The organism is Endozoicomonas sp. GU-1 (assembly GCF_027366395.1).
GTDB lineage: Bacteria > Pseudomonadota > Gammaproteobacteria > Pseudomonadales > Endozoicomonadaceae > Endozoicomonas.
Genome location: NZ_CP114771.1, coordinates 5,931,330 through 5,954,449 on the forward strand (window position 1 = coordinate 5,931,330; position 23,120 = coordinate 5,954,449).

Consider the following 23,120-nt stretch of genomic DNA (forward strand, 5'->3'; position numbering starts at 1 on the left):
GTCACCCCGCGTGCCAAAAACTCCTTATTAAAAAAGGAGCAAGAAACCGGTGCCGGGCCTTGAATCTTGACTGTTTCAAACCTCCACCTCATACTGCGCCAGGCTCGGCGCAGCCCCTTTGATCTCCCCATCCTGAATAAATATTTTTCCCCAACACCCACAGACTCCTCTTCAACCGTAATAACCGAACCATCCCGAAGCTCTGCCTGACTGGTGCCATTGCCGTTATTAGCGGTAATGGTGGCGATGATTCGCGCCCCTTCAGGAATCAGCGCCTTGAACTGTTGCCAGATATTCGTGGATGCCATTGCTTGTATTCCGAATAAACGTTCACTGTCTTGTGAAAATCGGTTCCGTACCTGACTTTTGGATTTAACGACATACGTCTTGTTAAAAAATTCTGTTTTTTTGTGGAACTTACCCTGCGGATTTTTTGTCCTACTCGAAGTTTTAAGTCAATCAAATAGCGGGCTAAAGTAATGAATAGTGTCGGTATAAACGGGGCAGATGTTCGCTTTAATTGTTCTTCTATCTGTATAAATAACGGACATATCAGAGGGCAATTTGTTGGACACTCACTGGTGGAAACCTCTTGTAAACCGCAAGGTCACATTTTCCACCTGGGATGCATCACCCGGCACCTTGATGAGCAGAGTGAAACAAGTCTTGATAAACGCCGATGCAGTGAATGCGAGCAAACGGCACTGCCACTGATTCGTAAGGACGAGGAAAGCGTCGATGACGACGAATCACCTTATTGTGAATCCCGAATGCTTAATGTCTGCCGTAGCGGTAATCTGAGAAAGCTGAACTGTTATCTGGACAAAGACAAGACGTTGGCCAATCAGCCTTACCGCTCGGCGCTCACCGGTCATCCTGAATACCCGTTAGCTGTCGCCTTAAAGCACCAACATACGGATGTAGTCCTGACTCTGATCGACCACGGTGCCGATGTCAATGCCGCCGATGGGGAAGGTCAAACACCGCTGCATATCACCGCTGCCAATGGGGATAAAACATGCCTGAAAAAACTCATTGAAAAGGGAGCGAAGGTAAATGCCACCAATAGTAACGGCGAAACAGCCCTGCATATAGCCACCAAAATCAGCAAAACCAAGGGCCGTCAACAATGTGCTGCCATGGGCATAGATATCACTGGACCCCTTATTAACAGCAAGACTTTCGAACACTATACCATCGAAAAAGAAAACGACATTGAGTGTCTGCGTGAGCTTGCTGATAACAGAGGAGTGGACTTTAATGCCCGTGATAACGACGGTATCACACCTTTAATGATAGCGGCCCTTTGGGGCAAATCAGATCACCTGACTTATTTGCTTGAAAAAGCGGATTTCAATATCGCTGATTACAGCGGCAATACGGCATTGCATTTAGCCGCTTGTTGGGGGCAAACCGATTGCCTGAGAAAACTGCTTGATAAGAAAGTGGATGTCAATGTCAAAACACATATAGATGGTGCTACGCCCCTGCATATGGCCGCTCAGAACGGCCACATAGAGTCCGTCAAGGAGCTGCTGAAAAATTATCAAACCTCAGTCAATGAACAGATGAACGATGGCTGTCCGGCTCTCCACTTAGCTGCTCGTAATGGTCACACAGAGATCGTCAGGGCATTTAAGGAAATTGCCTCCATGCGCATCCGAGTTGATGTCAAGAATAACAATGGCGATACGGCTCTCCACGAAGCTGTTCGTCAAGGCCACACAGAGACCGTCAATGCATTGCTGGAAATTGTGGCCAAAGAGAAGGATGAATATGGCCAGACAGCTCTCCACGCCGCTGCTCTTAAAGGCCATACAGAGGCCATCCAGAAATTGCTGACCATTGACCCCTCCCTGGCCAAAGAGAAGGATAACAATGGCCGCACAGCTCTCCACGCCGCTGCTCTTAAAGGCCACACAGAGGCCATCCAGACATTGCTGACCTTTGACCGCTCCCTGGCCAAAGAGAAGGATAAACGTGGCAATACGGCTCTCCACTTAGCTGCTTCTGGGGGCCACACAGAGGCCATCCAGACATTGCTGACCATTCCCTCCTCCCTGGCCAAAAAAAAGAAGGAGAAGGATAAGTCAGTCCGGACGGCTCTCGCAGCTGCTGTTAACACAACTGCTTTTGCAGTCCACACAGAAGCCACCCAGCCATTGCAGTCCATTGACCGCTCCCTGGCCAAAAAGAAGGCGAAGGATAAGTCAGTCCGGACGGCTCTCGCAGCTGCTGTTAACACAACTGCTTTTGCAGTCCACACAGAAGCCACCCAGCCATTGCAGTCCATTGACCGCTCCCTGGCCAAAGAGAAGGATAACGATGGCCGCACGGCTCTCCACACAGCTGCTCTTTCTGGCCACACAGAGGCCATCCAGACATTGCTAACCATTGCCCCCTACCTGGCTAAAGAGAAGGATAACAATGGCCGCACGGCTCTCCAAATAGCTTCTTTTAAAGGCCACACAGAGGCCATCCAGGCATTGCTTTGACCCCTCCCTAGCCAAAAAGAAAGATAAATATGGCGAAACGGCTCTCGACTTGGCTATCATGTTTGGCCGCACAGAGTGCAAGAGACTTCTTGAAGACTTTCTTGAAGACTATGTAGCCCAACCATCGGACTGCCTTCTAAAGTGAGCAATAAAATTGCCTCGTCAGTAAAATCTGTGGGTCATTTCCGGTTCAGGTAACTTGCCAAGCGCATGATATAACGCAATTTCCGCACATCTGTAGGTTCTGAAACCGTATGATTTTCTCGTAGTGAGTTTTATCTTGGTGTTCAGACCCTCAACGATACCGCTGGAATACGCCTTTTTCGCCTTGAACCAGTTCAGGATAAGTGGCTTGTGTCGTCGAACAGTTTTAGCAACTTTCTTCATCGGTTCTATCTTTGATCGCATCACTCTTGTACACCACCGGTCCAGGTATTTTCCTGCCCAGTGTGGTGAAATGTAGTCCCAGAACACTTGGAACTCTTCTCTGAGAAGATAGGCTCTGACACTTTTGAGGTTGTACTGAAGCACTGTGTTCAGCTTGATCTCTTCTTTCTCGGTCAGGTTCTCTTTTCGCTTGAGCAGACACCAGCGTGTTTTTTTCAGCACCGGTTCATAACCATCTGCCTGAAGCTGTTTGTGTTCCGTGGTCCTGACTTCATCAATGGCCTTATTCAGCATGGCAACGATATGAAAGCGATCCAGAATATGTAATGCTTGGCTGGCAAACACCGCAATCGCTTTTACGTAGGGTTGCCACATATCAGAACAGACATACTCCAACCGCTGGCTACGCTGTGTACCCAGGAAAGCGAAGAAGCTGCGAATCGTAGCTTCGGTACGCTCCTGACCAACCCATAGTAGCCGTGTACAGTCGCGATCAATCTGGTAGACAACAGTCAAGTATTTATGGCCGATCTGATACGCCACCTCATCAACACCAATGGCCTTGATATTATCAAGTGAACGATGCTTCTTGCCCCACTCAACCACATACTCAACAGCATGGAAGACCTTCTCCCACGAGGTATTGAAAGTACGGGCGACCTCCTTCCAGGAGAGCTTTCTAGCCCAGTTTGCCAGAAACTGCATGTAAACTTTGGTGAGTTCCTTCTTGCCTTCAGCCCATGGAACCTGCTCAACCTTTACGCCACATGTCTTGCATTCAACCCTACGCATTTTGTAGAGCAGAAAAACCCTGATTCCCCAGAGAGGGACAAACTCGAAACGACGTTCAGCAAGACGGTCATAGCCCGGAGCTGGTTGCTGACATCCTGAGCAAATAGCATGGCCGTTCTTGCGTGGGACCACGATGACATTGAATACTTCAGAGCCTTGATAGAGACCGAGTTTTACATCCTGATAAACAAATGACTTGAGTTTATGAACTTTATTGAGGATAGTTTTTATCAGCATCAGCGGCGTTTCTTCTTGTTTTTGTCTGCAAATAAAAACATACCTGAAATCAGCCGCTGGTGCTTTTTTTTTCAAATTTGTTGATTTCTACCCACAGTTATCCCTGAAGAGCCGATTATTTCAAACCTCCACCTCATACTGCGCCAGGCGTGGCGCAGTAACTTTTATCTCTTCTGAATAAACGCCTTCTGGCCAACACCTACAGATTCACCTTTGACGTTAATAACCGAACCATCCCTAAGCTTTGTCTAACTGGTGCCATTGCCGTTTTTAGCGGTCATGGTGGCTACAACCCGCGCCCCTTCTGTAATCAGCGCCTTGACTTGAACTGTTGCCAGATATTTGTGGTTGCCATTGCTTGTATTCCGGATAAACGATTACTGTCTAGTGAAAATTAGTTCCATACCTGACTTTTTATTTAACGGTTAAACGACAATCTTATTATTAAAAAATTCTGTTTTTTTGTGGAACTTACCCCGCTGATTTTTTGTCGTACAGGAAGTTTTGAGACAAATGGCAGGCTAAAGCGATGGATGGTGTCGGTAGAAACGGGGCAGATGTCCGCTTTAATTGTTCTTCTATCTGTATAAATAATGGACATATCAGAGGGCAATTTGGTGGACACTCACTGGTGGAAACCTCTTGTAAACCGCAAGGTCACATTTTCCACCTGGGATGCATCACCCGGCACCTTGATGAGCAGAGTGAAACAAGTCTTGATAAACGCCGATGCAGTGAATGCGAGCAAACGGCACTGCCACTGATTCGTAAGGACGAGGAAAGCGTCGATGACGACGAATCACCTTATTGTGAATCCCGAATGCTTAATGTCTGCCGTAGCGGTAATCTGAGCAAGCTGAACTGTTATCTGGACAAAGACAAGACGTTGGCCAACCAGCCTTACCGCTCGGCGCTCACCGGTCACCCTGAATACCTGTTAGCTGTCGCCTTAAAGCACCAGCATACGGATTTAGCCCGGACTTTGATCGACCACGGTGCCGATGTCAATGCCGCCGATGGGGAAGGTCAAACACCGCTGCATATCACCGCTGCCAATGGGGATAAAACATGCCTGAAAAAACTCATTGAAAAGGGAGCGAAGGTAAATGCCACCAATAATAACGGCGAAACAGCCCTGCATATAGCCACCAAAATCAGCAAAACCAAGGGCCGTCAACAATGTGCTGCCATGGGCATAGATATCACTGGAACCCTTATTAACGGCAAACTTTCGAACACTATACCATCGAAAAAGAAAACGACATTGGGTGTCTGCGTGAGCTTACTGATAACAGAGGGGTGGACTTTAATGCCCGTGATAACGACGGTATCACACCTTTAATGATAGCGGCCCTTTGGGGCAAATCAGATCACCTGACTTATTTGCTTGAAAGAGCGGATTTCAATATTGCTGATAACAGCGGCAATACGGCATTGCATTTAGCCGCTTGTTGGGGACAAACCGATTGCCTGAGAAAACTGCTTGATAAGAAAGTGGATGTCAATGTCAAAACACATATAGATGGTGCTACGCCCCTGCATATGGCCGCTCAGAACGGCCACGTAGAGTCCGTCAAGGAGCTGCTGAAAAATTATCAAACCCCAGTCAATGAACAGATGAACGATGGCTGTACGGCTCTCCACTTGGCTGCTTCTGGGGACCACACAGAGGCCATCCAGACATTGCTGAACTTTGACCCCTCACTGGCTAAAGAGAAGGATAAACGTGGCAATACGGCTCTCCACTTAGCTGCTTCTGGGAACCACACAGAGGCCATCCAGACATTGCTGGACTTTGACCGCTCCCTGGCCAAAGAGAAGGATAACCTTGGCAGGACGGCTCTCCACAAAGCTGCTGAAAACGGCCACACAAAGGCCATCCAGAAATTGCTGGAGATTGAGAACTCCCTGGCCAAAGAGAAGGATCGTTTTGTTGGCGAAACGGCTCTCCACAAAGCTGCTGAAAACGGCCACACAGAGGCCATCCAGACATTGCTAACCATTGCCCCCTACCTGGCCAAAGAGAAGGATCCTTTTGTTGGCGAAACGGCTCTCCACCTAGCTTCTCTTAAAGGCCACACAGAGGCCATCCAGACATTGCTAACCATTGCCCCCTACCTGGCTAAAGAGAAGGATAACAATGGCCGCACGGCTCTCCACACAGCTGCTCTTTCTGGCCACACAGAGGCCATCCAGAAATTGCTGGAGATTGACCGCTCACTGGCCAAAGAGAAGGATCGTTCTGGCGAAACGGCTCTCCACGACGCTGCTCTTAAAGGCCACACAGAGGCCATCCAGACATTGCTGGACTTTGCCCCCTCCCTGGCCAAAGAGAAGAATAGCATTGGCCGCACGGCTCTCCACACAGCTGCTCTTTCGGGCCACACAGAGGCCATCCAGACATTGCTAGTTCTCGTCCAAAAACGCATCAGCCAATCATAATCGGACTATACGTACGTTTTAATATTTCCTGAAATTCCAGCGATCCAGAAAAAAACCTCCTTTTTTTTCTCTAATCTGGGACGGATATTGGAGAAAAACGCAAAAAGCAGGCAGAAAACATCCTCCCACCATGCTGGAAAGGTACTTTGATGTAGCGTGGAGGTGGCTATCAGGATGGTGCCGGGTGCCTGGCCAGAATCACCAGGTTGTAACAGACCACCGATAACCAACAATGAGAGTCAAAACGCTCAGAACCCTTGCAGTGGCAACGTGATAGCCCAAAACATCTCTTTAGCCACGAAATTCCCGCTTCAATACCTGCCCGGAAGCGAAAGAGCGTTTTATACACATACTGACTTTTAGTCATCTCTTCGACTTCAAGTCCGCGCTTCTTATTAAAAGCCACATCGCTGATTCCCATAGCCTTGGCTTTTTCCAAATTTACTCGACACGCGTATCCACCGTCACCGCTTGTCTGGCGAGGTACACGACCATAAATTTCTTTTTGTCTTTCCATCATCGGAATGAATCGGTCCGAATCCGCTGGGTTACCTTCCTCAATAACCAGGTCCAGGATCAATCGACTTTTTCCCTGAACCAGGTTCAGTTTATGGCCGTACTGCACTTGTCGCCTGTCTTTTACGATGATATCCGTATGGGGTTCATACAGGCTAACCACTTTCTCCTGGGCTGGCACCTTTTCACCCTTAAAGACCCTGCGCTCTGTCTGGGAGACTATTACATCCACCAGGGGTAACAGGTGATCCACATCGGCCTGCCACTTGTCGGCATCATCAGCCAGGAGACACTGCCCCTGCTGACGGGCGTCTGCAAGCTTGACAGTGGCTTCGATAAGCACCTTCCGGGATTTTCGGGTCAACTGCAGCAGTTTTTTATAATGCTGTTGCCGCTCTTCTTTACCAGAGTAGATGCATTTTCTGGCCGCATCTTTTACGGCTCGGTTGTGATGGGTATATTCATAAAGCGGTGTCGCTGTCAGTGTTTGTCCCCGTTCCAGCAGACGACAAATTTCTTTAACGGAACTGGCTAAAAGATCACTGTCGCAGGGAGGTTTGATATCCGATTCGGTGACTGTGCTGTCAATAGCCACAGTACGCCCTTTTTCAATACCCTGATCTTTAGCGGTCATTAGCTGACAGTTATTAATCCGCTCCCATGTAGATGCAGTAAGAAGGCTGATGAGCCCATGCAAACTGGAGCGACTGGGGCGCTGGTTTGGTTCGAGGCGACAAAAGTCTCGAAAGAGCATGGAGTCCATCAAAACAAACGACAAGTAGTCATAATCACAATTCAAATACTGTTTCAGAAGTGCCGCACGAAGAACGGATTCTGCTGATAGTCCGTTCCGCCCAGTGTTCTGTTTATCACCAGAACTTAAGTCCTCATAAATCCAGTCATTGAACTGTGGATGGGCATCAAGCCATTGCGAGATACCGGAAAGCTGGGAGCAGATTTCATGAGGTACGTAATGGAGTTCCATACTACACTGCAAATTGCGTTTTTTGCGCATTTGGAGCCCTCTGTTTTTGGCAATCCCTTATGTTTCTTGGTCTTGGGAAGTTTAGTCGCCAGATAGCAGTAGGGCTCCACTTAATTTTTCAGAATAAAATCTACAGTTTTCAATTGGTTGTGTTTTTGGACGAGAACTTGCTAACCATTGACCCCTCCCTGGCTAAAGAGAAGGATGTCAATGGCCGCACGGCTCTCCAAATAGCTTCTTTTAAAGGCCACACAGAGGCCATCCAGACATTGCTTTGACCCCTCCCTGGCCAAAAAGAATGATAAATATGGCGAAACGGCTCTCGACTTGGCTATCATGTTTGGCCGCACAGAGTGCAAGAAACTTCTTGAAGACTTTCTTGAAGACTTTCTTGAAGACTTTCTTGAAGACTATGGAGCCCAACCATTGAGCTGCCTTCTAAAGTGAGCAATAAAATTGAGCGGAGAACCGATTCTTGATTATTTCAAACCTCCACCTCATACTGCGCCAGGCGCGGCACAGTACCTTTATCTTTTCTGAATAAATGCCTCCTGGCCAACACCCACAGATTCACCTTTAACGTTAATAACCGAACCACGCCGAAGCTTTGCCTGACTGGTGCCATTGCCGTTATTAGCGGTCATGGTGGCTACAACCTGCGCCTCTTCAGTAATCAGCGCCTTGAACTGTTGCCAGATATTCGTGGATGCCATTGTTTGCATTCCGGATAAACGTTCATTGTCTAGTAAAAATTGGTTCCATGCCTGACTTTTAATTTAAACGACAATCTTCTTGTTAAAAATTCTATTTTTTGTGGAACTTACCCTGCTGATTTTTTGTCGTACTCGTAGTTTTGAGTCAAATGGCAGGCTAAAGCGATGGATGGTATCGGTAGAAACGGGGCAGATGTCCGCTTTAATTGTTCTTCTATCTGTATAACTGATGAACATATCAGAGGACAATTTGGTGGACACTCACTGGTCGAAACATCTTGCAAACCGGAACCCCACGTTTTCCACCTGGGGTGTATCACCCGACACCTTGACAAGCAGAGTGAAACAAGTCTTCATAAACGCCGATGCAGTGAATGCGGGCAACCGGCACTGCCACTGATTCGTAAGGACGAGGAAAGCGTCGATGACGACAAATCACCTTATTGTGAATCCCGAAGGCTTAAAGTGGATGTCAATGTCAAAACACATACAAATAGTAAAACTGCGGTTGACTCTCGTAAAAAGTCATTTAATGAAGGCCCAGATACTGACCCGACACCACGGGAACTGTCAACAATTGAGTCACCCGCTATCAGCGAAAACAGAACTGCTCTGGCTGATTCTGCTGCTGAGGAGGACGGCATAGTATTCCCGCAGGAATATCCGCCCCCCGGGGAAGCCAAAGACGTTGATGAGCTTGGGAAAACAAAGCTGCACCGTGCGGCTGAGAAGGGCGACTTTTTGGAACTGTATTTTCTAAGCTTTAAAGAGAATATCAACCAAACTGACAACAGTGGAAAAACAGCGCTGCATTATGCTGCTGATAAGGGCCACATACAATGTCTGCCATATCTATTCTCTAAAGAGAATATCAACCAAACTGACAACAGTGGAAAAACAGCGCTACATTATGCAATTTTAAAAAAGAATGAGGAATGTCTGGAAAAAATATGTGAAAAATATATGGATCTCTCGCCCAAAAATATTAATCATGCCCTGCGATTAGCCATCGATGAAAATTATGACAACAAAGGTACAGAGTTACTGGTCAATTGGATACGCCTGGAAGGTCAGGACCAAACTGACGGTAAAACACTCCTGCACTACGCTGCAGAAAAAGGCAACAAAAATTACCTGGAAAAATTTCTGGAGAAAGCGAAAAGGGAAGGGAACCTGGAAAAATCCATCAACCTTAAAGATCAGAGAAAGAGGACACCCCTGCACTATGCAGCCGAGGAAGGACAAGGACACAGTAGTTGTCTTCAGTTACTACTGAAGAAAGAACACAAGGGATTAACATGCATCAATGCTAAAGATGAAAATGGTGACACGCCACTGCTCCTGGCTGCTACTGAGGCATGCGTAAGAGAGCTGATAAAGGCTAAAGCTGATGTGCATGAGAAAAATAACAAAGGTATAACGCTACTGCATCGTATAGCCATGTCGGAGAAGAGAATTAATTGGCTGAAAGAAAATTACAAATGCTCTAAAGATATTAATGAACCTGACATGGACGGTAATACTCCGCTGCACCATGCAGCTTTTTACGGTAATATAAGATTTCTGCAAGTGATCTGTGAAAAAGAAGGTAAAACTATACATAAATATTTCCATACTAATAATAAACAAGGTGTTTCACCACTACTTTTAACCATTCATAATGACAACAAAAACGAAGGCCTGATAAAACTGATCAAAACCAAAAATATAATACAAGATAGTTACCAGCTTTCGAGATTATTTCTGTATGCTGCAGCTAATGGCAAAAACGATTGCCTGGAAAGGTTTTTTGATAAAAAGTTTAACAAAACAATAGATATCAATCACACAGTTCGGCATAGTGGTATGGCTGCTTTGCACTATGTCATTATAGATAAATGTTGGAACTACAATAGTTCTAAGGAGGTTCAAGGATATGAAAAATGTCTTGAGCACATACTCTCCAAGTTCGATGACGTAGACATCAATCTCCCAGATAACCAAGGCAAGACACCATTACATTTGGCTGCCGAGGCAGATAATATTAAGTGCCTGATAGGGTTGCTAAACCAAATTAAACACCCAGTTAATATCAATGCTAAGGATAAGCAAAACAATAAACCCCTGGATTTGGCTAAACACTCTGTTTGCCAAGAGGCTCTGCAGGAGGACTGGAATAATCTCAACGACTGTGAACGCAAAGATAAAGGCGAGTATTATCTCAACAAATATTTTGAAGGACAAGCCTGTCAGACCAATGACCAAAATGAAAATACTCACAGTCAAAGTAATCCAGTTGACTTATCAGATGGTTCTATTCGCTATCAAGAAAAAGTATTTATAAATGATCAAGTAGTTGATCGGCTTGATGAAATTAAAGTAAAGCATCCAGATTTGAATTTTGCTCCTTGCCCTGAAGTTGACTCCTTTTTTGTTTTAGCAAAGGATTTTCTTGATAAAATTATTAAAGGCAGCCATGAAGATGCAATTTTTGGCTATTCCGAAGTTAGAGGAAACCCCAATACCGTAAATCCTAAAGGCCTGAAACAAATCTACGCTCCCGTACAATTTATGCCTGGATTTGAACTTAATAATAATTTATCACTGGATGGCTATCCTTTCCATATTGAAGGCACCAAAGATAAAATTATTGAATTCTTGGATAAATATGAAAGATTTCATTTTACGGCAAAAAGCATTGACGAAAAAGTGCAATCAAAAGCCAGAGTCGGTGTGAATATAAAGTTATGCCTGGCTGATTGTGATCTGCCAAAAATGGTGCGTAATTTTTTCGTAGCTCCAATTAAAGACACTTTTGGCCTAATACCATTAGACTTTATTGAGGGAATTATTGAACATGCGAATTTACAAGGCTCGCTTAAGATAATTTCTGATGCTGTTAACACTAGTAAGAAAAAACTTCAGGAGGAACTTCAGAAGGAGCTTCAGAAGGAAGTTGTTAACACCGCAGAAAAAATGCAGAAAAATCTTAGTAGCGAAGTAGCAGAACAACCTGAAAAAATAGCATCCAAAAAATTCGATAGCGTCATCAATAAAATTCACAATGAATTAAAAAGGCTCAACGAAACTGATGATATTGACACATTGTTGTTAGAAAAGAATTTTGAGGTTTGCAGTGGCCCCATCAATTTACTGCATAACATCAAGAGCGGTCAGAAAATTCAAATTGAATTTGACCGGTTTGAGTCATCAAACAGCCCCGCCCGTTTACAGATCAACTCAACTGGCAGCCAGGTAGAGTTCAAAGATCTATCTGAAGCATTGAAGACGATTTTTGAAATTTAACTTTAGAGTTTTTATTGTCCAGTTAAAGCGGTCACAAACCTCAGCCAGGGTATCCAGGAACGGATTGAAGTCAGACTCTTCTCGATAAATAGACTTACGTTTATTCCCCCGGGGAGTCACCTGGTACAGCGCAATTGCGTACTCAATTCTCAATGGACTGCTCACTTTTTATGCCCCCAGCTTATAATCAAGAAGCTGTAAAAGTAGAACAGGATTAATAAGCGTCAAGAATCAAGACCGGCCCCGAGTTTTCCGAAGGTAGCCTTTCCCCAGCGATTCCCGAAAATAGGCTAACCCATTGATATTTAATGGAATATTTAAACACAGTATCGCAGTCTTTTTTGGGTTTAATCTTTATTTATCAATAGGTTAGATGACTTCTTTGTGGGAACCGCTGGCCTTTCCCTGAAATACGACAAGTGCTGAAAGAAGTAATAGGATGAAGATTTACTGTGGCTTTTTCAGCATAGACATAGCGTCCAAAGCATTCTGTACTATGTCGTTCAGATTCACCTTTGACGTTAATAACCGAACCATCCCGAAGCTCTGCCTGACTGGTGCCATTGCCGTTATTAGCGGTCATGGTGGCTACAACCCGCGCCCCACTGTACACGACAAAAATTAAATTAGGAGTAAGCCAGCAGGATTCACTATCTTGAGTTTTTTAGCTCAAAAGACCCACGACAATGGAACCCGCCGACTTACTCATCACGCAGTTTAGAACCTATTTGAAATGGAACAAGTGTCGCCTGAACGTCCTTGCTTTCCTCGTACTTGGGCTGCTGGAAAAACAGACCGTAAACTTCACAAGTCTTGCAACCACCTTCCCCGGAAGGTCGCAGACCCTTTCCTGTTACCGAAGGATTCAGCGTTTTTTTCTCGAGGTGGTTTTTGATGAAAGCATCATGGCCACATTAATTGCCAGTCTGTTCGCCCCGGAAGGCAGGTGGCAGCTCAGCATGGATCGGACTAACTGGATGTTTGGAATATTCAAAATCAACATCCTGTTTCTGGCAATAAACTACAAGGGAATGTCTATCCCGATTTTATGGACACTCCTGCCCAAAAAAGGTTGCTCGAATACGACTGAACGCGTTGAGCTGCTGAAGAGGTTCCGAAAAATTTTCCCTGAGCAAGCCATACAGCGCCTGTTAATGGATAGAGAGTTTAAAGGAAAACAATGGCTGAAATATCTGGTTCATGGTAACTGGCCCTTCTGCATCAGAGTTCCCAACAATACGCTTGTTCCCAATAAGCATCAAAACAGGTTACTGCCAGTAACCAGAATATTTTCACTGTCAACAGGCGAAACTATGGCAATCCGGCAGCCACGAAAAGTCTGGGGGCAAATGGTATACCTTGCCGCCTCCAAAAAAGGGAGCGATCCGATGGTGGTGATCTGTAACGCCGAACCCTGGCGTGCCATTAGTGACTATCTCCAGAGATGGCAGATAGAAACCATGTTCCAGGCTATGAAAGGACGGGGCTTTAACCTTGAGGACACGCATCTGAAGGATCGAGATAAAATATCGAAATTGCTATGCACTCTGGCATTAGCCTTTTGCTGGGCATATAAGACAGGTGAGTGGATAAATGAAACAACGCCCATCAAGGTAAAAAGCCATGGGCGAAAAGCACAATCTATCTTCCGAGCAGGGCTGGATTATCTTGCCCGGATTTTGAATCATGTTGATACGTGGCTGGAAGAGCTATTTGGGGCTGTAGCACTGCTCTTTGAGACCAGGTGGGAGAGAGCCTCATGAAAATTGTCGTGTACAGTGCCCGCGCCCCTTCAGTAATCAGCGCCTTGAACTGTTGCCAGATATTTGTGGTTGCCATTGCTTGTATTCCGGATAAACGATCACTGTTTAGTGAAAATTGGTTCCATGCCTGACTTTTGATTTAAACGACAATCTTCTTGTTGAAAAAATTCTGTTTTTTTTGTGGAACTTACCCTGCTGATTTTTTGTCCTACTCGAAGTTTTGAGTCAAATGGCAGGCTAAAGCGATGGATGGTGTCGGTAGAAACGGGGCAGATGTCCGCTTTAATTGTTCTTCTATCTGTATAACTGACGAACATATCAGAGGACAATTTGGTGGACACTCACTGGTCGAAACATCTTGCAAACCGGAACCCCACGTTTTCCACCTGGGGTGCATCACCCGACACCTTGATGAGCAGAGTGAAACAAGTCTTAATAAACGCCGATGCAGTGAATGCGGGCAACCGGCACTGCCACTGATTGGTAAGGACGGGGAAAGCGTCGATGACGACGAATCACCTTATTGTGAATCCCGAATGTTTAAAGTGGATGTCAATGTCAAAACACATACAGATGGTGCTACGCCCCTGCATATAGCCGCTCAGAACGGCCACATAGAGTCTATCAAGGAGCTGCTGGAAAATTATCAAACCCCAGTCAATGAACCGATGAACGATGGCTGTACGCCTCTCCACTTAGCTGCTCGTAATGGTCACACAGAGATCGTCAGGGCATTTAAGGCAATTGCCCCCATGCGCATCCAGGTTGATGTCAAGAATAACAATGGTGATACGGCTCTCCACGAAGCTGCTCGTCAAGGCAACACAGAGACCGTCCAGGCATTGCTGGACATTGCTCCCTACCTGGCCAAAGAGAAGAATAACGATGACGAAACGGCTCTTCATTTAGCTGCTCGTCAAGGCCACATAAAGGCCATCAAGGCATTGCTGACCATTGCCCCCTTCCTGGCCAAAGAGAAGAACAAGAATGGCCAAACGGCTATCCCTCTCCACTACGCTGTTTATAATGGCCAAACAGCGGCCATCCAGATATTGCTGAACTTTGACCCCTCACTGGCCAAAGAGAGGGATAACGATAGCTGGACGGCTCTCCACTTCGCTGCTCATAAAGGCGAAACAGGGGCCATACAAGCATTGCTGACCCATGCCCCCTCCCTGGCCAAAGAGAAGGATAAATATGGCCAGACGGCTCTCCACGTCGCTGCTTTTAAAGGCCACACAGAGGCCAGCCAGACATTGCTGAACTTTGCCCCCTCATTGGCCAAAGAGAAGGATGACGATGGCTGGACGGCACTCTACAAAGCTGCTGATGAAGGCCACACAGAGGCCATCAATACATTGCTGGCCTTTGACCGCTCCTTGGCCAAAGAGAAGACTAACGATGCCCAAACGGCTCTTCACGCCGCTGCTCGTAATGGCCACACAGAAGCCATCCAGGCATTGTTGAACTTTGACCGCTCACTGGCCAAAGAGAAGGATAGATATGGCTTGACGGCTCTCCACTACGCTGCTCGTAAAGACCAATCAGAGGCCATTCAGGCATTGCTGAACTTTGACCGCTCACTGGCCAAAGAGAAGGATAACAATGGCCAAACGGCTCTCCACTACGCTGCTGAAAAAGGCCACACAGAGGCCATCAATACATTGCTGGCCTTTGACTGCTCCCTGGCCAAAGAGAAGAATAAGTTTGGCGATACGGCTCTCCACTGGTCTGCTGCTAAAGGCCACACAGAGGCCATCCAGACATTGCTGGACTTTGACCCCTCACTGGCCAAAGAGAAGACTAACGATGCCCAAACGGCTCTCCACGCCGCTGCTCGTAAAGGCCAAACAGAGGCCATCGAGACATTGCTGGATTTTGACCCCTCACTGGCCAAAGAGAAGGATAACGATGGCAAAACGGCTCTCCACTACGCTGCTTATGATGGCCAAACAGAGGCCATCCAGGCATTGCTGAACTTTGACCGCTCACTGGCCAAAGAAAAGGATAACAATGGCGAAACGGCTCTCCATGCCGCTGCTCTTAAAGACCACACAGAGGCCATCCAGACATTGCTGGACTTTGACCCCGCAGTTGCCAAAGAGAAGAGTAACCTTGGCTGGACGGCTCTCTACAAAGCTGCTGAAAAAGGCCACACAGAGGCCATCCAGGCATTGCTGGCCTTTGACCGCTCCCTGGCCAAAGAGAAGAATAAGTTTGGCGAAACGGCTCTTCACAGGTCTGCTCTTAAAGGCCAAACAGAGGCCATCCAGACATTGCTGGACTTTAACCCCTCACTGGCCAAAGAGAAGGATATGAATGGCCGAACGGTTCTCCATGCCGCTGCTCTTAAAGGCCAAACAGAGGCCATCCAGACATTGCTGTACTTTGACCCCTCACTGGCCAAAGAGAAGACTAACGATGGCCAAACGGCTCTCCACTATGCTGTTTATAGTGGCCAAACAGTGGCCATCCAGGCATTGCTGGACTTTGACCCCTCACTGGCCAAAGAGAAGGATAAATATCGCGATACGGCTCTCCACTGGTCTGCTGCGAAAGGCCAAACAGAGGCCATCCAGACATTGTTGAACTTTGACCGCTCACTGGCCAAAGAGAAGGATAAATATGGCCAAACGGCTCTCCACCACGCTGCTTTTGAAGGCCACACAGAGGCCATCCAGGCATTGCTGAACTTTGATCCCTCACTGGCCAAAGAGAAGACTAACGATGGCCAAACGGCTCTCCACTCCGCTGCTCTTAAAGGCCAAACAGAGGCCATCCAGATATTGCTGACCATTGCCCCCTCACTGGCCAAAGAGAAGACTAACGATGGCCAAACGGCTCTCCACTATGCTGCTTTTTATAGTGGCCAAACAGTGGCCATCCAGGCATTGCTGGACTTTGACCCCTCACTGGCCGAAGAGAAGGATAACAATGCCGAAACGGCTCTCCACTGGTCTGCTGCTAAAGGCCAAACAGAGGCCATCCAGACATTGTTGAACTTTGACCGCTCACTGGCCAAAGATAAGAGCAACCATGGCATGACGGCTCTCCACAACGCTGCTTTTAAAGGCCGCACAGAGGCTATCCTGGCATTGCTGGACTTTGACCCCTCACTGGCCAAAAAGAAGACTAAAAAAGGCCTAACAGCTCTCCATATAGCTTCTTTTGAAGGCCATACAGAGGCCATCCAGGCATTGCTGAAATTTGACCGATCCCTGGCTAAAGAGAAGGATAACAATGGCCAAACGGTCCTCCACGTCGCTGCTCTTGGAGGCCTCACAGAGGCCATCCAGATATTGCTGACCACTGCCCCTCCCTGGCCAAAGAGAAGAATAAGTTTGGCGATACGGCTCTCCACTATGCTGCTTCTTATAGTGGCCAAACAGAGGCCATCCAGATATTGCTGACCATTGCCCCCTCACTGGCCAAAGAGAAGACTAACGATGGCCAAACGGCTCTCCACTTCGCTGCTCGTAAAGACCAAACAGAGACCATTCAGGCATTGCTGAACTTTGACCGCTCCCTGGCCAAAAAGAAGGATAACAATGGCCGCACGGCTCTCCACGAAGCTGCTTTTAAAGGCCACACAGAGGCCATCCGGACATTGCTGGACTTTGACCCCTCACTGGTCAAAGAGAAGGATCACAATGGCGGCAGGGCTCTCCACGAAGCTGCTTTTAAAGGCCACACACAGGCCATCCGGACATTGCTGGACTCTCCCCCTCCTGGCCAAAGACCTGGCCAAAAAGAAGGATAACAATGGCCGCACGGCTCTCCACGAAGCTGCTTTTAAAGGCCACACAAAGGCCATCCGGACATTGCTGAACTTTGACCCCTCACTGGTCAAAAATAAGGATGACAATGGCGGCACGGCTCTCCACGAAGCTGCTTTTAAAGGCCACACAGAGGCCATCCGGACATTGCTGGACTTTACCCCCTACCTGGCCAAAGACCTGGCCAAAGAGGAGGATGAAGATGGCTTTACGGCTCTCGACAAAGCTGCTGAAAAAGGCCACACAGAGGCCATCCAGACATTGCAGCCTTTGACCGCTCCCAGGCCAAAGTTAAGGATAAGAATTGCGAAACGGCGCCAATTTGGCTAAGGGCTTGAAAGAGACCAACAAGTTATTAACGTACTTTGCTGTTTCCCTGGCCGATCATGAAAAAGACAACAGTACGCTCACAACCAACGTGAAGATCGACGATACAAAAAAAAAAGCTGACAAAACAGCTAAGGCTGGCTCTGTTGCAACTAACGATCCTGCCCCGACTGATAGTAAAACTGCGGTTGACTCTCGTAAAAAGTCATTCAATGAAGGCCCCGATACTGACCCGGCACCACGGGAACTGTTCAATGAAGGCTCCGATACTGACTTGGCACCACGGGAACTGTTAAATGAAGGCCCCGATGCTGACCCGGCACCATGGGAACTGTCAACAATTGAGTCACCCGCTATCAGCGAAAACAGAACTGCTCTGGCTGATTCTGCTGCAGAGGAGGACAGCATAGTATTCCCGCAGGAATGTCCGTCCCCCGGGGAAGCCAAAGACGTTGATGAGTTTGGGAAAACAAAGCTGCACTGTGCGGCTGAGAAGGGCGACTATTTGGAACTGCTTACTCTAAGCTTTAAAGAGAATATCAACCAAACTGACAACAATGGAAAAACAGCACTGCATTATGCTGCTGAGAATGGCCATGAAAAATGTCTGGAACATCTAATCTCTAAAGTGAATATGAACCAAACTGACGACAGTGGGAAAACACCGCTGCATTATGTTGCTGAGAAGGGCTTCAAATCATGTCTGAAAGAACTATTCTCTAAAGAGAATATCAACCAAACTGACAAGAATGGAAAAACACCTCTACATTATCCAATTTTATGCGAGCATGAGGAATTTCTGGAAGAATTATGTAAGCAGTACGTTAAGCATTTCTCGCCCGAAAATATCAGTCATGCCCTGCGATTAGCCATCGATAAAGATTATTACAACAAAGATACTACAGAGTTACTGGTCAATAGGATACGCCTGGAAGATCAGGACGACACTGACGGTAAAACACTCCTGCACTACGCTGCAGAAAAAGGCAACATAAATTACCTGGAAAAATTTCTGAAGAAAGCAAAAAGGCAAGGGAACCTGGAAAAATCCATCAAGCTTGAAGATCACAGAAAGAGGACACCCCTGCACTATGCAGCCGAGGAAGGACAAGGGCACAGTAATTGTCTTCAGTTACTACTGGAAGAACTCAAAGAATTAACATGCATCAATGCTAAAGATGAAAATGGTGACACGGCACTGCTCCTGGCTGCTAATGATGCATGCGTAAGAGAGCTGATAAAGGCTAAAGCTGATCTGCATGAGAAAAATAACAAAGGTATAACGCTACTGCATCGTATAGCCATGTCAGAGAAGAGTATTAATTGGCTGAAAGAAAATGACAAATGCTCTAAAGATATTAATGAACCTGACATGTACGGTAATACTCCGCTGCACCATGCAGTTTTTAACGGTAATATAAGATTTCTGCAAGTGATCTGTGAAAAAGAAGGTAAAACTATACATAAATATTTCCATACTAATAATAAACAAGGTGTTTCACCACTATTTTTAACTGTTCATAATGACAACAAAAGCGAAGGCCTGATAAAACTGATCAAAGCCAAAAATATAATACAACAAAATAGTGACCAGCTTTCGAGGTTATTTCTGTATGCTGCAGCTAATGGCAAAAACGATTACCTGGAAAGGTTTTTTGATGAAAAGTTTAACAAAACAATAAATATCAATCACACAGTTCCGGATAGTGGTATGGCTGCTTTGCACTATGTCATTAAAGATAAATGTTGGAACCACAATAGTTCTAAGGAGGTTCAAGGATATGAAAAATGTCTTGAGCACATACTCTCCAAGTTCGATGACGTAGACATCAATCTCAAAGATAACCAAGGCAAGACACCATTACATTTGGCTGCCGAGGCAGACAATATTCGGTGCCTGAAAAGGTTGCTAGAAGAAAAAAAAAGACATACTTATTATCAATGCTGCTGATAACCAAGGCAAGACACCATTACATTTGGCTGCCGAGGCAGACAATATTCGGTGCCTGAAAAGGTTGCTAGAAGAAAATAAAGGCACACTTTTTATCAATGCTACTGATAACCAAGGCAAGACACCATTACATTTGGCTGCCGAGGCAGATAATATTAAGTGCCTGATAGGGTTGCTAGACCAAAGAAAACACCCAGTTAATATCAATGATGAGGATAAGCAAAACAATAAACCCCTGGATTTGGCTAAACACTCTGTTTGCCAAGAGGCTCTGCAGGAGGACTGGGATAATCTCAACGACTGTGAACGCAAAGATAAAGGTGAGTATTATCTCAACAAATATTTTAAAGGATAAGCCTGTCAGACCAACGACCAAAATGAAAATACTCACAGTCAAAGTAATCCAGTTGACTTATCAGATGGTTCTATTCGCTATCAAGAAAAAGTATTTATAAATGATCAAGTAGTTGATTGCCTTGGTGAAAGTAAAGTAAAGTAAAGCATCCAGAATTGAATGTTATCCTTTGGCCTGAAGTTAACTCCTTTTTTGTTTTAGCAAAGGATTTCCACGAAAGGGGCAGGTCTAGATTCTTGAATCGAATGGTTTTAAGTTTCGTCAAACAGATGATAATGATTGGTCATAAACACCAGGAATGAATTGCCCAGTTAAAGCGGCCACAAACCTCAGCCAGGGTATCCGGGAACAGATTGAAGTCAGACTCTTCTCGATAAATAGACTTACGTTCATCCCCCCGGGAAGTCACATGATACAGCGCAATTGCGTACTCAATTCTCAATGGCCTGCTCACTTTTTATGCCCCCAGCTTATAATCAAGAAACTATAAAAGTAGAACAGGATTAATAAGCGTCAATGACCCGCGAGTTTCGAGTTTCGCGAGTTTTCTGACCCGAGTTTTCCCTAACCAGCCCCTTGAACTGTTGCCAGATATTTGTGGCTGCCATTGCTTGTATTCCGGATAAACGATCACAGTCTAGTGACAGTTAGTTCCATATCTGACTTTTGATTTAACGACAATCTTCTTGTTAAAAAAAACTGTTTTTTTTGTGGAACTTACCCTGCTGATTTTTTGTCGTATTCGAAGTTTTGAGTCAAATGGCAGGCTAAAGCGATGGATGGTGTCGGTAGAAACGGGGCAGATGTCCTCTTTAATTGTTCTTCTATCTGTATAAATGACGAACATATCAGAGGACAATTTGGTGGACACTCACTGGTGGAAACCTCTTGTAAACCACAAGGTCACGTTTTCCACCTGGGGTGCATCACCCGACACCTTGATGAGCAGAGTGAAACAAGTCTTCATAAACGCCGATGCAGTGAATGCGGGCAACCGGCACTGCCACTGATTCGTAAGGACGGGGTAAGCGTCGATGACGACGAATCACCTTATTGTGAATCCCGAATGCTTAAAGTGGATGTCAATGTCAAAACACATACAGATGGTGCTACGCCCCTGCATATAGCCGCTCAGAACGGCCACATAGAGTCCGTCAAGGAGCTGCTGGAAAATTATCAAACCCCAGTCAATGAACAGATGAACGATGGCTGTACGCCTCTCCACTTAGCTGCTCGTAATGGTCACACAGAGATCGTCAGGGCATTTAAGGACATTGCCCCCATGCGCATCCAGGTTGATGTCAAGAATAACAATGGTGATACGGCTCTCCACGAAGCTGCTCGTCAAGGCCACACAGAGACCGTCAATGCATTGGTGGAAATTGACCGCTCCCCACTGCCGGCCAAAGCGAAAAATAACGATGACGAAACAGCTCTTCACGCCGCTGCTCTTAACGGCCACACAGGTGCCATCCGGACATTGTTGAACTTTGACCGTTCACTGGCCAAAGAGAAGGATAACGATGGCTGGACGGCTCTCCACTGGTCTGCTGCTCAAGGCCACACAGAGGCCATCCAGACATTGCTGGCCTTTGACCGCACACTGGCCAAAGAGAAGAATAACCGTGGCCAAACAGCTCTCCACTATGCTGTTTATAATGGCCAACCAGTGGCCATCCAGGCATTGCTGAACTTTGACCGCTCACTGGTCAAAGAGAAGGATAACAATGGCCAAACGGCTCTCCACTACGCTACTGAAAAAGGCCACACAGAGGCCATCAATACATTGCTGGCCTTTGACTGCTCGCTGGCCAAAGAGAAGAATAAGTTTGGCGACACGGCTCTCCACTGGTCTGCCGCTATAGGCCACACAGAGGCCATCCAGGCATTGCTGGACTTTGACCGCTCACTGGCCAAAGAGAAGACTAACGATGGCCAAACGGCTCTCCACGCCGCTGCTCGTAAAGGCCAAACAGAGGCCATCCAGACATTGCTGGACTTTGACCTCTCACTGGCCAAAGAGATGGATAACGATGGCAAAACGGCTCTCCACTACGCTGCTTATGATGGCCAAACAGAGGCCATCCAGACATTGCTGGACTTTGACCGCTCCCTGGCCAAAGAGAAGGATAACAATGGCCAAACGGCTCTCCACGATGCTGTTTATAGTGGCCAAACAGAGGCCATCCAGACATTGCTGGACTTTGACCCCTCACTTGCCAAAGAGAAGAGTAACCTTGGCTGGACGGCTCTCCACGAAGCTGCTGAAAAAGGCCACACAGAGGCCATCCAGGCATTGCTGGCCTTTGACCGCTCCCTGGCCAAAGAGAAGAATAAGTTTGGCGAAACGGCTCTCCACAGGTCTGCTGAAAAAGACCACACAGAGGCCATCCAGTCACTGCTGGACTTTGATCAATCACTGGCCAAAGAGAAGGATATGAATGGCCGAACGGCTCTCCACGCCGCTGCTCTTAAAGGCCAAACAGAGGCCATCCAGATATTGCTGACCATTGCCCCCTCACTGGCCAAAGAGAAGACTAACGATGGCCAAACGGCTCTCCACTATGCTGTTTGTAGTGGCCAAACAGTGGCCATCCAGGCATTGCTGGACTTTGACCCCTCACTGGCCAAAGAGAAGGCTAACCTTGGCGATACGGCTCTCCACGCCGCTGCTTGTAAAGGCCACACAGAGACCGTCCAGGCATTGCTGGACATTGCTCCCTACCTGGCCAAAGAGAAGAATAACAATGGCGATACGGCTCTCCACGACGCTGCTCTTAAAGGCCACACAGAGGTCATCCTGATATTGCTGGCCTTTGACCGCTCCCTGGCCAAAGAGAAGGATAAATATGGCGATACGGCTCTCCACGCAGCTGCTTCTAATGGCCACACAAAGGCCATCCAGACATTGCTAACCATTGCCCCTCCCTGGCCAAAGAGAAGAAAAACAATGGCGATACGGCTCTCCACGACGCTGCTCTTAAAGGCCAGACAGAGGCCATCCAGACATTGCTGGACTTTGACCCCGCACTGGCCAAAGAGAAGGATAAATATGGCCAGACGTCTCTCCACGCCGCGGCTCTTAAAGGCCAAAAG

The 23,120-nt window shown here is 46.7% G+C and carries 17 protein-coding genes and 2 pseudogenes; 14 read left to right on the forward strand and 5 right to left on the reverse strand.

Annotation, left to right across the window (positions count from 1 at the left end):
- Positions 1-479 precede the first annotated feature (479 nt).
- Entirely contained in the window at positions 480-2,495 is a 2,016-nt protein-coding gene (locus O3276_RS24890) for an ankyrin repeat domain-containing protein (protein WP_269673719.1), read from the forward strand.
- A 162-nt stretch (positions 2,496-2,657) separates the two neighbouring features.
- On the opposite strand, the gene O3276_RS24895 is transcribed toward O3276_RS24890, so the two are convergent.
- A complete protein-coding gene (locus O3276_RS24895; RefSeq protein WP_269671896.1) occupies positions 2,658-3,911 on the reverse strand; it encodes an ISL3 family transposase in 1,254 nt (417 codons plus the stop codon).
- Between the two features lie 529 nt (positions 3,912-4,440).
- Here O3276_RS24895 and O3276_RS24900 point away from each other — a divergent pair.
- Both O3276_RS24900 and O3276_RS24905 read left to right on the forward strand, forming a co-directional pair.
- On the forward strand, positions 4,441-5,253 hold the full coding sequence (locus tag O3276_RS24900; protein ID WP_269673720.1) for an ankyrin repeat domain-containing protein: 813 nt from the start codon (positions 4,441-4,443) through the stop codon (positions 5,251-5,253).
- Positions 5,211-6,353: an ankyrin repeat domain-containing protein gene (locus O3276_RS24905; RefSeq protein ID WP_269673721.1), complete on the forward strand. Its 1,143-nt coding sequence runs from the start codon at positions 5,211-5,213 to the stop codon at positions 6,351-6,353. Before O3276_RS24900 ends, O3276_RS24905 begins: the two co-directional genes overlap by 43 nt.
- A gap of 169 nt (positions 6,354-6,522) precedes the next feature.
- Here O3276_RS24905 and O3276_RS24910 read toward each other — a convergent pair whose 3' ends face one another.
- A complete protein-coding gene (locus tag O3276_RS24910; RefSeq protein ID WP_269673722.1) occupies positions 6,523-7,884 on the reverse strand; it encodes an ISNCY family transposase in 1,362 nt (453 codons plus the stop codon).
- Between the two features lie 125 nt (positions 7,885-8,009).
- Between O3276_RS24910 and O3276_RS24915 the strand changes: the two genes are divergently transcribed.
- A complete protein-coding gene (locus O3276_RS24915) occupies positions 8,010-8,132 on the forward strand; it encodes an ankyrin repeat domain-containing protein (RefSeq protein ID WP_269673723.1) in 123 nt (40 codons plus the stop codon).
- Between the two features lie 249 nt (positions 8,133-8,381).
- Here the strand turns inward: O3276_RS24915 and O3276_RS24920 are convergent, their stop codons facing one another.
- Positions 8,382-8,567, reverse strand: coding sequence for a hypothetical protein (locus O3276_RS24920; RefSeq protein WP_269673724.1), 186 nt, complete (start codon positions 8,565-8,567; stop codon positions 8,382-8,384).
- Positions 8,568-8,732: 165 nt separating this feature from the next.
- Between O3276_RS24920 and O3276_RS24925 the strand changes: the two genes are divergently transcribed.
- A complete protein-coding gene (locus O3276_RS24925; RefSeq protein WP_269673725.1) occupies positions 8,733-11,852 on the forward strand; it encodes an ankyrin repeat domain-containing protein in 3,120 nt (1,039 codons plus the stop codon).
- Between the two features lie 361 nt (positions 11,853-12,213).
- On the opposite strand, the gene O3276_RS24930 is transcribed toward O3276_RS24925, so the two are convergent.
- Positions 12,214-12,435 (reverse strand): hypothetical protein, encoded by a 222-nt coding sequence (locus O3276_RS24930; protein ID WP_269673726.1) that lies wholly within the window; start codon positions 12,433-12,435, stop codon positions 12,214-12,216.
- A 145-nt stretch (positions 12,436-12,580) separates the two neighbouring features.
- On the opposite strand from O3276_RS24930, the gene O3276_RS24935 reads away from it, so the two are divergent.
- The 7 genes from O3276_RS24935 (at position 12,581) to O3276_RS24965 (ending at position 20,024) form a co-directional block, all read left to right on the forward strand.
- Positions 12,581-13,615, forward strand: a complete 1,035-nt coding sequence (locus O3276_RS24935) for an IS4 family transposase (protein WP_269671929.1) — start codon at positions 12,581-12,583, stop codon at positions 13,613-13,615.
- Positions 13,612-13,746 (forward strand): hypothetical protein, encoded by a 135-nt coding sequence (locus O3276_RS24940; RefSeq protein WP_269673727.1) that lies wholly within the window; start codon positions 13,612-13,614, stop codon positions 13,744-13,746. Before O3276_RS24935 ends, O3276_RS24940 begins: the two co-directional genes overlap by 4 nt.
- A 114-nt stretch (positions 13,747-13,860) precedes the next feature.
- Positions 13,861-17,025, forward strand: a complete 3,165-nt coding sequence (locus O3276_RS24945) for an ankyrin repeat domain-containing protein (protein WP_269673728.1) — start codon at positions 13,861-13,863, stop codon at positions 17,023-17,025.
- Positions 16,935-17,375 (forward strand): ankyrin repeat domain-containing protein, encoded by a 441-nt coding sequence (locus tag O3276_RS24950; protein ID WP_269676056.1) that lies wholly within the window; start codon positions 16,935-16,937, stop codon positions 17,373-17,375. Before O3276_RS24945 ends, O3276_RS24950 begins: the two co-directional genes overlap by 91 nt.
- A complete protein-coding gene (locus O3276_RS24955) occupies positions 17,266-17,721 on the forward strand; it encodes an ankyrin repeat domain-containing protein (RefSeq protein WP_269673729.1) in 456 nt (151 codons plus the stop codon). Before O3276_RS24950 ends, O3276_RS24955 begins: the two co-directional genes overlap by 110 nt.
- Positions 17,722-17,725: 4 nt before the next feature.
- Entirely contained in the window at positions 17,726-19,669 is a 1,944-nt protein-coding gene (locus O3276_RS24960; protein ID WP_269673730.1) for an ankyrin repeat domain-containing protein, read from the forward strand.
- On the forward strand, positions 19,656-20,024 hold the full coding sequence (locus O3276_RS24965) for an ankyrin repeat domain-containing protein (protein WP_269676057.1): 369 nt from the start codon (positions 19,656-19,658) through the stop codon (positions 20,022-20,024). The genes O3276_RS24960 and O3276_RS24965 overlap by 14 nt, the downstream gene beginning before the upstream one ends.
- Before the next feature lie 283 nt (positions 20,025-20,307).
- Here the strand turns inward: O3276_RS24965 and O3276_RS24970 are convergent, their stop codons facing one another.
- On the reverse strand, positions 20,308-20,478 hold the full coding sequence (locus O3276_RS24970; RefSeq protein WP_269673731.1) for a hypothetical protein: 171 nt from the start codon (positions 20,476-20,478) through the stop codon (positions 20,308-20,310).
- Between the two features lie 612 nt (positions 20,479-21,090).
- Here O3276_RS24970 and O3276_RS24975 point away from each other — a divergent pair.
- A pseudogene (locus O3276_RS24975) lies at positions 21,091-22,932 on the forward strand (ankyrin repeat domain-containing protein); the annotation flags it as partial.
- 20 nt (positions 22,933-22,952) lie between these two features.
- A pseudogene (locus tag O3276_RS26010) lies at positions 22,953-23,081 on the forward strand (hypothetical protein); the annotation flags it as partial.
- Between the last annotated feature and the right edge of the window lie 39 nt (positions 23,082-23,120).